Annotated in this window: 9 protein-coding genes; 7 read left to right on the top strand and 2 right to left on the bottom strand. The window is 66.3% G+C overall.

Translation table 11 applies throughout. The annotated features are described in order from the left end of the window. Positions 1-1,615: methyl-accepting chemotaxis protein (locus RT91_RS08155; protein ID WP_035186671.1), on the bottom strand; the 1,615-nt coding region annotated here is incomplete at its 3' end. A gap of 379 nt (positions 1,616-1,994) precedes the next feature. On the opposite strand from RT91_RS08155, the gene RT91_RS08150 reads away from it, so the two are divergent. From RT91_RS08150 to RT91_RS08120, 7 genes are all read left to right on the top strand, one after another. Further along, a complete protein-coding gene (locus RT91_RS08150; protein ID WP_012040163.1) occupies positions 1,995-3,050 on the top strand; it encodes a sigma-54-dependent Fis family transcriptional regulator in 1,056 nt (351 codons plus the stop codon). Continuing rightward, positions 3,040-4,389 carry a hypothetical protein gene (locus RT91_RS08145; RefSeq protein ID WP_035186666.1) on the top strand — a complete coding sequence of 450 codons (1,350 nt, stop codon included), beginning with the start codon at positions 3,040-3,042 and terminating at the stop codon, positions 4,387-4,389. Before RT91_RS08150 ends, RT91_RS08145 begins: the two co-directional genes overlap by 11 nt. A gap of 250 nt (positions 4,390-4,639) precedes the next feature. Next, the gene (locus tag RT91_RS08140) at positions 4,640-5,236 is read left to right on the top strand and encodes a hypothetical protein (protein WP_013640897.1); all 597 of its coding nucleotides are present in this window, start codon (positions 4,640-4,642) and stop codon (positions 5,234-5,236) included. A 93-nt stretch (positions 5,237-5,329) separates the two neighbouring features. After that, positions 5,330-5,725, top strand: a complete 396-nt coding sequence (locus tag RT91_RS08135) for a hypothetical protein (RefSeq protein ID WP_035186664.1) — start codon at positions 5,330-5,332, stop codon at positions 5,723-5,725. A 57-nt stretch (positions 5,726-5,782) separates the two neighbouring features. After that, the gene (locus RT91_RS08130; protein ID WP_012040160.1) at positions 5,783-6,538 is read left to right on the top strand and encodes a C39 family peptidase; all 756 of its coding nucleotides are present in this window, start codon (positions 5,783-5,785) and stop codon (positions 6,536-6,538) included. Positions 6,539-6,577: 39 nt separating this feature from the next. Further along, positions 6,578-7,231, top strand: a complete 654-nt coding sequence (locus RT91_RS08125) for a hypothetical protein (RefSeq protein ID WP_007422631.1) — start codon at positions 6,578-6,580, stop codon at positions 7,229-7,231. After that, on the top strand, positions 7,209-7,529 hold the full coding sequence (locus RT91_RS08120) for a hypothetical protein (protein WP_012040158.1): 321 nt from the start codon (positions 7,209-7,211) through the stop codon (positions 7,527-7,529). Before RT91_RS08125 ends, RT91_RS08120 begins: the two co-directional genes overlap by 23 nt. 69 nt (positions 7,530-7,598) lie before the next feature. Here RT91_RS08120 and RT91_RS08115 read toward each other — a convergent pair whose 3' ends face one another. Continuing rightward, complete coding sequence (locus tag RT91_RS08115) at positions 7,599-8,528, bottom strand: SDR family oxidoreductase (protein ID WP_152982811.1); 930 nt, start codon at positions 8,526-8,528, stop codon at positions 7,599-7,601. Between the last annotated feature and the right edge of the window lie 37 nt (positions 8,529-8,565).

The following is an 8,565-nucleotide window of genomic DNA, read 5'->3' as shown; positions in this document are numbered from 1 at the left end:
GCGCCGAGGCGGCGATTTCGCCGACGACGCCGTTGATCTCGCCGATCTGGGCAACGATCCGCTCCAGCGCCCGGCCGGTCTGCCCGACCAGGTCGACCCCCGCGACCACCTGCTGGTTCGATGCGGAAATCAGCGTCTTGATCTCCTTGGCCGCGTCGGCCGAACGCTGCGCCAGCGCGCGCACCTCGGAGGCGACCACGGCGAAACCGCGCCCCGCCTCGCCGGCCCGCGCCGCCTCGACACCCGCGTTCAGCGCCAGCAGGTTGGTCTGGAAGGCGATCTCGTCGATCACGCCGATGATGTTGCCGATCTGCTTCGACGACGCCTCGATCTCGCCCATCGCCTGCACGGCCTGGGACACCACGGCGCCGCCGCGCTGGGCGTCGTGCTGCGCCGTATCGACGACACCGCGCGCATGGACCGCGGCCTCCGCGGTCTTGCGCACCGTCGCGGTGATCTCTTCGAGTGCTGCGGCGGTTTCCTCGAGGGTGGCGGCCTGCTGCTCGGTGCGGCGCGAGAGATCATCGGCGGCCGAGGAAATCTCGTTCGTTCCGGAGCGGATCGCCGACGTGTTGGCGGCCACAACGCGCATCGCCTCCTGCAGGCGGTCCATCGCAACATTGAAATCGTTGCGAAGACGCTCGTATTCGGACGAGAAGGCCTCGTTCAGGCGGAAGGTGAGCCGGCCGGCCGCCAGTTGTTCGAGGCCGCCGGCGACGGCATCGAGAACAAGGGCCAGCTGCTTGGCGGCGGCCTCGCGTTCGGCATCGGCGCGGGCGCGCTCGGTCTCGCGCTGGCGGGCGAGCGCCGCGGCCTCGGCCTCCAGCCGCGCCTTCTCGATGCCCGCCGACTTGAAGATCTCGACCGCGCGCGCCATTCCCCCGATTTCGTCCTTGCGGTCGGTGAACGGCACGAGGGCCTCGAAATCTCCCCGTGCGAGTTGGGTCATCGCCGCGGTCATCGCCCGCAGGATCGAGCTGATCTTGCGCTGGATGAGATACATCACGATGAGGAACAGCGCGAAGATCGGCACGAAGATCGCGGCGAAACGCGAGACATTGCGCCAGAACTCGGCGTTGATGTCGTTGATGTAGGCGCCAGTGCCGATGTACCAGCCCCAGCCGGGAACCTGGCCCATGAAGGAGATCTTGGGCTCGGGTTTCGTCGATCCAGCCTTGGGCATGTAATAGTGGCCGAAGGCAGGGTGCCCCGCGCGGATCGAATCGATCATGACCCGGTCGGTGTAGTGGCCGAACATGTCCTTCGCATCATAGCGGTCGGTGCCGATCAAGGCCTTGTCGACATGCTGAAGGCCGATGCCCTTGCGGCTGTCCACGAAATAGTAGTCGCCATGATCGAACCGGGCGGCGCCGAGCGCCTTGAGCGCGAGCGCCTTCGCCTGCGGCTGCGGCATGGATCCGCTCTCCGCCATCTTGACGAAGCTGCTGGTGATGTTGACGGCATCACTGACAAGGGCGCGGATTTCCGCCTTTCTGCCCTGCATTCCGATCTGGTAGGAGGCAAGAAGCCCGAGAACCATGGCGATAAGCGTCATCACGATGCCGAACGCACCGAGCGCGGCAAACTGGTAACGGATCGAAAGCTTGTTGAGCACTGCATGCCTCCACAGACGCGTCGCGCATGCATGCCAGCTCTTGGTTAAAGAACCGTTTTGCCCGATCGGGAAGGCGAAAAAAAACCGGACCAGTGCGTCAGATTTTCATTCATATGCGGAAATTGCAATATATTTCATTGGCCCATGAAATAGAAAAGTCTCGTTTTTTAAATCTTGGCGCATCATCCAGAAGAATAATAACGATAGGTACTATTTCGACGGAAATGACCTTTTCAACAAAATTTCTGGTTGTATTTTTAAAGATTATTTTCTATCACTATATTCTGGATCATATCGTAATATTTTTAATACATTCTGCAATAATTTCATGAGGCCGCGTTGATAGCATCCCCCCCGCGATCCACGGAGTGGGGAGGCCATGCGACATACCGCTTACGAAGGTTTCGCCGCCCGACCTGCCGAGTCCGTCTTTGGCAACGGGGCACAGGCCCATACCGGCGGTGCGGGCGGCAGAGCGGCAGCGGACCGGGTAATGGTCGGCCAGTCTCCGGCGATGCTCAGGACATTCGAGCTGATCCGGCGATTCGCACCTGTCGATGCGCCAGTGCTCATCACCGGGGAGACCGGCACGGGAAAGGAACTCGCCGCCCGCGCGATCCATGACCGGTCAAACGCCTGCGACGGCCGTTTCGTGGCGATCAACTGCGCCGCCCTGCCCGCCAGCCTGATTGCCTCGGAACTGTTCGGCTACGAGAAAGGCGCCTTTACCGGGGCCGCCGCCCGGCGGGTCGGGCTGATCGAGATGGCCGATGGCGGCTCTCTCTTCCTGGACGAGATCGGCGACCTGCCTCTCGAATTGCAGGGTCATCTGCTGCGATTCCTTCAGGAGGGGCAGATCTTTCGCCTTGGCGGGCGCGAGCCGGTCAGCGTGCGCACCCGCGTCATCGCCGCCACCCATGTCGATCTCCACCGCGCGATCGAGGACGGGCGGTTCCGCGAGGATCTGTTCTACCGGCTCAACGTCCTGCAGATCGAGATGCCACCGCTGCGCGCCAGGGACGGCGATATCGAGCTCCTCGCCATGGTCGTGCTGCGCAGCGCCGTCCGCGAACTCGGCCTCGCGATCGACGGGTTCTCGCCCGAGGCGCTGGCGGCGCTGCGCCGGCACGGCTGGCCGGGCAATGTGCGCGAACTGGTCTCGACCGTTCGGCGCGCCGCGGTGATGGCCAGCGGACGGCTGATCGAGGCGGCCGACCTCGCCCTGCCCGCGCCACGAGAGACGGCACGGCAACGGGTCGCCACCGGCCCGCATGGCGCAATCGACCGCGAGGCCGTGCTCGCGGCCCTGGCACGGTGCGGCCAGAACCGCGCCAGGGCCGCGCGGGAGCTCGGGATTGCCCGCGTCACGCTTTACCGCGTGCTGCAGCGCGCGGCGACGACCGACCCAAACAGGGAGACCATTGATGAGGACTGATACCAGACGGCGCCGCCGGGCCACGGCGGCGGCGGCGCTGCTCGCGGCGACGGGATTCGCCCTGCCCGCGGCTGCGGCGCCGGCCGAGGCGGCGGGCGACGGCGCGTCGCTCGAACAGTTGCGGGCCAGCATCGCGCGCGCGGAGGCGCGGCTGGAGAAGACACGGGCCGAACTCGACCACGAGCGCGCGGAGCTCGACCGCCAGGGCGCGCTGCTCGATGCCGAGATGCGGCGCATCAGGGGGGCGGGACCGGGACCGACCGTCGCCGCACAAAATCCCGCCGACGCCACGGCGCCCGCTGATACCGCACCGCCATCGGCGGAACAGACCTCGGCGCCGATCACCGAACCCAAGCCGAAGGAACGGCGGGAAGCGAGGGTCCTCCAGACTTCGCCGCTGCAATCGGTCGGCGGCGTGCTGACCCCGCGCGGCACGCTCGTGATCGATCCCTCGCTCGAATACGACTACTCGGCGGAAGACCAGCTGAGCCTGAACGGGTTCACCATCCTGCCCGGCATCACCTTTGGTCAGCTTCTGCTCGCGCGCGTGCGGCAGAGCGTGATCACGCCGGCGCTGACCCTGCGCTACGGCCTGACCGACCGGCTGGAACTGAGCGCCAAGATTCCCTTCGTCTACGCCTATCAGGAGACCGTCACCCAATCGATCCTGCAGCAGAGCGGCGGCGGGACGACGGTGAACGTGCTCGCCCCGAGCGCCCATGCGGCGGGACTCGGCGACATCCAGTTCGGCGCCAGCTACCAGTTCAATTCAGGCGCCGACGGCATGCCGATCCTGGTCGGAAACGCGATCTTCAAGACCGCGACGGGCACGAGCCCGTTCTCGGTGCCGGTCTACACCACCAACGATCCGAACGGCGGGATCATCTCCGGCATCCAGAAGAAGGTGCCGACCGGCACGGGGTTCTATTCGCTTGAACCCAGCCTGACGGTGCTCTACCCGACGGCACCGGGGATACTGTTCGCCAACCTGCTTTACATCCACAATTTCGGCCGGACGGTAGAGGTGCAGGATCCTGGCGGCGGACCGCCGATTCCGGCGGACGCCAAGCCGGGCGACGCGGTGGCCGCCACGTTCGGCATCGGGTTCGCCCTCAACGATCAGACCACGTTCACGTTGAGCTACCAGCAGGAACACGTTTTCGGCGCGACGTTCAACCATGCGGCGGTGAAGGGGTCTTCCTACGATTTCGGGACGTTCAATTTCGGCGTCGGCTACCAGCTCTCGAAATCCACCACGATCAATCTCGGCGTCGGCATCGGCGCGGGCCCGAATGCGCCCGTCGCGAAGGTGCTCATCGACGTGCCGATCCGGTTCTGAGGGATCGCACATGTATCCGTATCACGCGTTTCATGAGCCGTTTCATGATACGGCGCGGCCAGCCGGCGGAATCGGGCCAGACACCATTTTTCCCTTGTTTTTCAGCCCATTGACCATCATGCGCGGATTGGCACGCGGCTTGCTGATGAATGTTCATGCAGATGCGGGATCCGCCATCCGGCCCGCGGCTGCAGGGGCCGCGGCGCACGCAGCGACCCGGCCCACGCAACCCGAACCACAGGAGTGACCCATGCGGACTTCCCTTCTTTTCGCCGGCGTCTCGGCCCTCGCCCTCGGGCTCGGCTTTGGCGTGGCCCACGCAAACCCGCCCGGCCCCCCGAGCCCCGGCGGCTCGACAACGTCGAGCTACAACACAACCAACACGACCAACACGACCAACTCAAACCACCAGTCCTGGTCGAGCCGGACGGCCAACTCGAACAACGAGACCGAGACCAACATGGCGGCGGCGTCGTCCGGCGGCGTGGCGGCGAACAACCACAGCCTGGCGATCAGCGCCTCGCTGTCGAACTTCGCGAACAGCTACAAGACGATCTCGAACTACCACCTCGCCACCGCGACGACGAACGGCTCGGTCATGGCCGGCGCCATGGCGAGCGGCGGCGGCAGCGGCGGGCCGGGCGGCATGGACAGGACGTACGGACGGCACGGCAAAGGTTCATCCGGAGCACCGGTGGTTTCGATGAACGCCTCCCTCAACAACACGGCGAACGGCACCGGCATCGTGACGGCGCAGGTCAACGCCGGCGTGAACTCGCTGCAGCAGAACACGGTCGCGCTGTCGTCCGTGGTTTCGGGCAGTTCCAACACCTCCGTGTTCCATTGATCGGTCCGTCCGGGCCTCACGCGGCCCGGACGACATCGAATGGAACCGCCATGGTCCGGCCCGTCCGGGCCATGGCTTTCGGGAGAGAGTGCGATGGACAGGCTTGATGGCCGGACGACCGGCGTGGCGCGGCGGATAGTGCGGGTGACCGTGGCCAGCCTCGCGCTGATCGGCTGCGCGATGATCGTGGCGCCGCCTTTCGCCCGCGCGGCAGGCAATGGCGCCCCGGATACGTCGCTGCTCGGCGCGCTGAAGGGCAACGAGCTGCACGGCGCCGCCCTGGGCCGGCTGCGCGCAGGCGGCGTCGTGATCCAGAACGCCACGTCCGACGGCTCCGTGAGCGGATCGGTCGGCCGCGGCGCGGTTACCGGAACGGTAAGCGCCAGCAACGCAATCAACAACAATGCCGGAATCACCACGGTGTTCCAGAACAGCGGCAACAACGCGCTGATCCAGAACACGATGACCATCAACGTGACGATGCACTGACGCCACCGCGCCGCCGCGGCCGTTTCCGCGGCGGCGCAATTTCCGAGAGGGACGACGATGACGCAGACCCCTCAGCCTCGCGACCGGACCAGGCTTTCCGGCACGCATGCGCCGGGATGCCGCGCCATTCTGGCAGCCCTCTGCCTCGCCTGCGGGATTGCCGGGCCGGCGGCCGCGGGCAATTTTCCGATCAACGGACTGAGCCTCGGTGCCGGCAGCGTCAACATGCCGATCCAGAGTTTCGAGTCGATGCGGTTCAGCCAGACGATTCACCAGGCCTATGATTTTTCCTGCGGATCGGCGGCGCTCGCAACGCTTCTGACCTATGCCTATCATCGGCCGGTGACGGAGAAGAAGGTCTTCCTCTCCATGTTCCGGAACGGCAATCGCGAGGCGATCGAGCGATACGGCTTCTCGCTGCTCGACATGAAGACCTATCTCGCGCGCGAGGGCATTCCCTCCGGCGGGTTCGACGCGCCGCTCTCGAAGCTCGCAGGGCTGCATGTGCCGGCGATCGTGCTGATCAACGACCATGGCTACCATCATTTCGTCGTTGTCCGCAGTATCGCGGAAGGCCGCGTGCTGCTCTCCGATCCGGCGGTCGGCCTGCGATCGGAGAGCGTCGCGCGATTCCGCAAGCAATGGAGCGGCATCTTCTTCCTCATCCTCAGCCAGGCGGAGATCGCACAGAAAAACTACAACGATCCGTCGCTCTGGCAGGGGAGCCCTCCGGCGCCGACCGAGATCGCGCGCTATGCGCTGAGCCTCGCCAGGCTGCAGGAGGTGACGATCCCGATCGCGAACCGCTTCTGAAGCGGCTCGCGGCATGACGCCCACGAAAGGACCATGACCATGACCGATCGTTCCGCGATTTCGCGTATTCTCCGCAGTGCCGCGCTGCTCGGGGCCTTCACGGCCGGGGGCGCGGCATCGGCGCAGGCCGCGGGGCCATTCGCGGCGCTCGGGGCCGGCGCGGCGCTGAGCGATGCGCGCCTTGCCTCGATCCGCGGCGGATTCGACCTGACGCCGCAACTGACGGTCGACTTCGCCTACCGGCAGGTGACCACCGTGAACGGCACGGTCATCGCCGCCGTGGCGATCCCGCAAATCCATCTCGCGTTCGGCCCGGCGACCGCGGCACTGTCGCTGCCCTCGATCGCGACGACCACGACGCCATCGGTCGGCGCGACGGGTTCGGCCCCGCCGACGCCGCCCGCTCCCAACACTGCCACCCCGTCTGTTCCGACGCCCCTTCCCGCCCCGACCATGACTTCCCCGGCGGCCCTGGTGCACAGCGTCTCGAATGTCGGCGGCACCAATGTCGCGACCACCTTCTCCTCAAGCGGCATCGCCACCATCATCGCCAATACGGCGAACAATGCGCTGATTCAGAACCAGATCGCGGTGGATATCGGCACGACCGGCATGTCCACGCTGCTGACCGGCCAGGCGCATGCCATGATGATATCCCAGGCCATGACCGATGCGACGCGCAATCTCCGTTAGCGTAGCGCGGCGCGCGACCGCCCTTCTGCTCGGCTGCGGCATCGCGCTGTGGGCTGCGGGGCCTTCATATGCGGCCGGCCCCGCGGCCCCGCGGCCGGGAGATTTCGCCGGGCTACGGCTGGTTGCCCTGCCTGATGCGGCACTGGCCCGTACCACCGGCACAGGGATCGCCTCCCCGCCGGTGGTCATCCGCGTGCCGGACCGCGGCCGGGTTGCGCTCTGGGACGAGCTGACCGCCAAGCCCGGCGATCTCGGTCTGCCGGCCGGCCAGGTCACGATCACGCTCAACGGCCGTTAGAGCGTCATCCGATCCGGCAGGATCGGAAAGCGCGCGAGTGCGCCATGCCTTCCGGCGCGCTGTCGCTCGTCAGACCGGCTCCCAGGAAAACACGTCGTGGCTGCGCTCCAGCGGCGTCAGCGACGAACGCAGCGCGGGAAATGCATGATCGCGGAGCAGTTCCGGCGTCCATCCGCCATCGCGCTGCACGGAGCGCAATGGCCGGCTCTGGCTCATCACGAAGATCTCGTTCCGGCGGATGGTGAAAACCTGGCCGGTCACGTCGCGTGCCGCGTCCGAGGCGAGAAAGACGGCGAGCGGCGCATTATGCTCGGGATTGATTTGCTGAAGGCGTGCCATGCGAGCCCTGTCATCCTCCGTTTCGGCGCGGAACGCGCTGGCCGCGCGCGTCCAGGCGAAAGGCGCAACGGCATTGGAACGGACATTGTAACGTTGCATGTCGATCGCGATCGACCGCGACAGGCCGACAATGCCGAGCTTCGCCGCCGCATAGTTCGCCTGACCGGCATTGCCGATCAACCCTGACGTGCCGGTCATGTGCACGAAGGCGCCGGATTCCTGGCGGCGGAAATGTTCGGCGGCGGCACGGCTGACGAAGAAGCTGCCGTTCAGGTGAACGCCGACCACCGAAAGCCAGTCCTCCGGCGTCATTCGGTGGAAGATTGCATCGCGCAGGATTCCGGCGTTATTGACCACGATGTCGAGGCGACCGAAAGCGTCGAACGCGGTCTCGACGATGCGGCGGGCAGAGTCCCAACGGCTGACCGTCTCGCCACAGACGACGGCACGGCCGCCGCCCGCCTCGATGATCAGCTTCGTCTGCTCGGCCGGAACCGAGGAGCCGCCTTCGCCGGCCGGCGAGACGCCGATATCCGCGATCACCACAGCGGCGCCGGCGGCGGCCATCGCGACTGCAACGGCGCGGCCGATACCGCTGCCCGCCCCCGTGACGATGGCGACCCGGCCTTCCAACATCGGCGCTGCGTGCATCTCGTTCATGGTCCTCTTGCGCGTCACCGGCGACCGCCGCGGAATG

The sequence above is a fragment of the Acidiphilium sp. JA12-A1 genome, assembly GCF_000724705.2.
GTDB classification, from domain to species: domain Bacteria; phylum Pseudomonadota; class Alphaproteobacteria; order Acetobacterales; family Acetobacteraceae; genus Acidiphilium; species Acidiphilium multivorum.
This window is presented reverse-complemented; position numbering and strand designations above follow the sequence as displayed.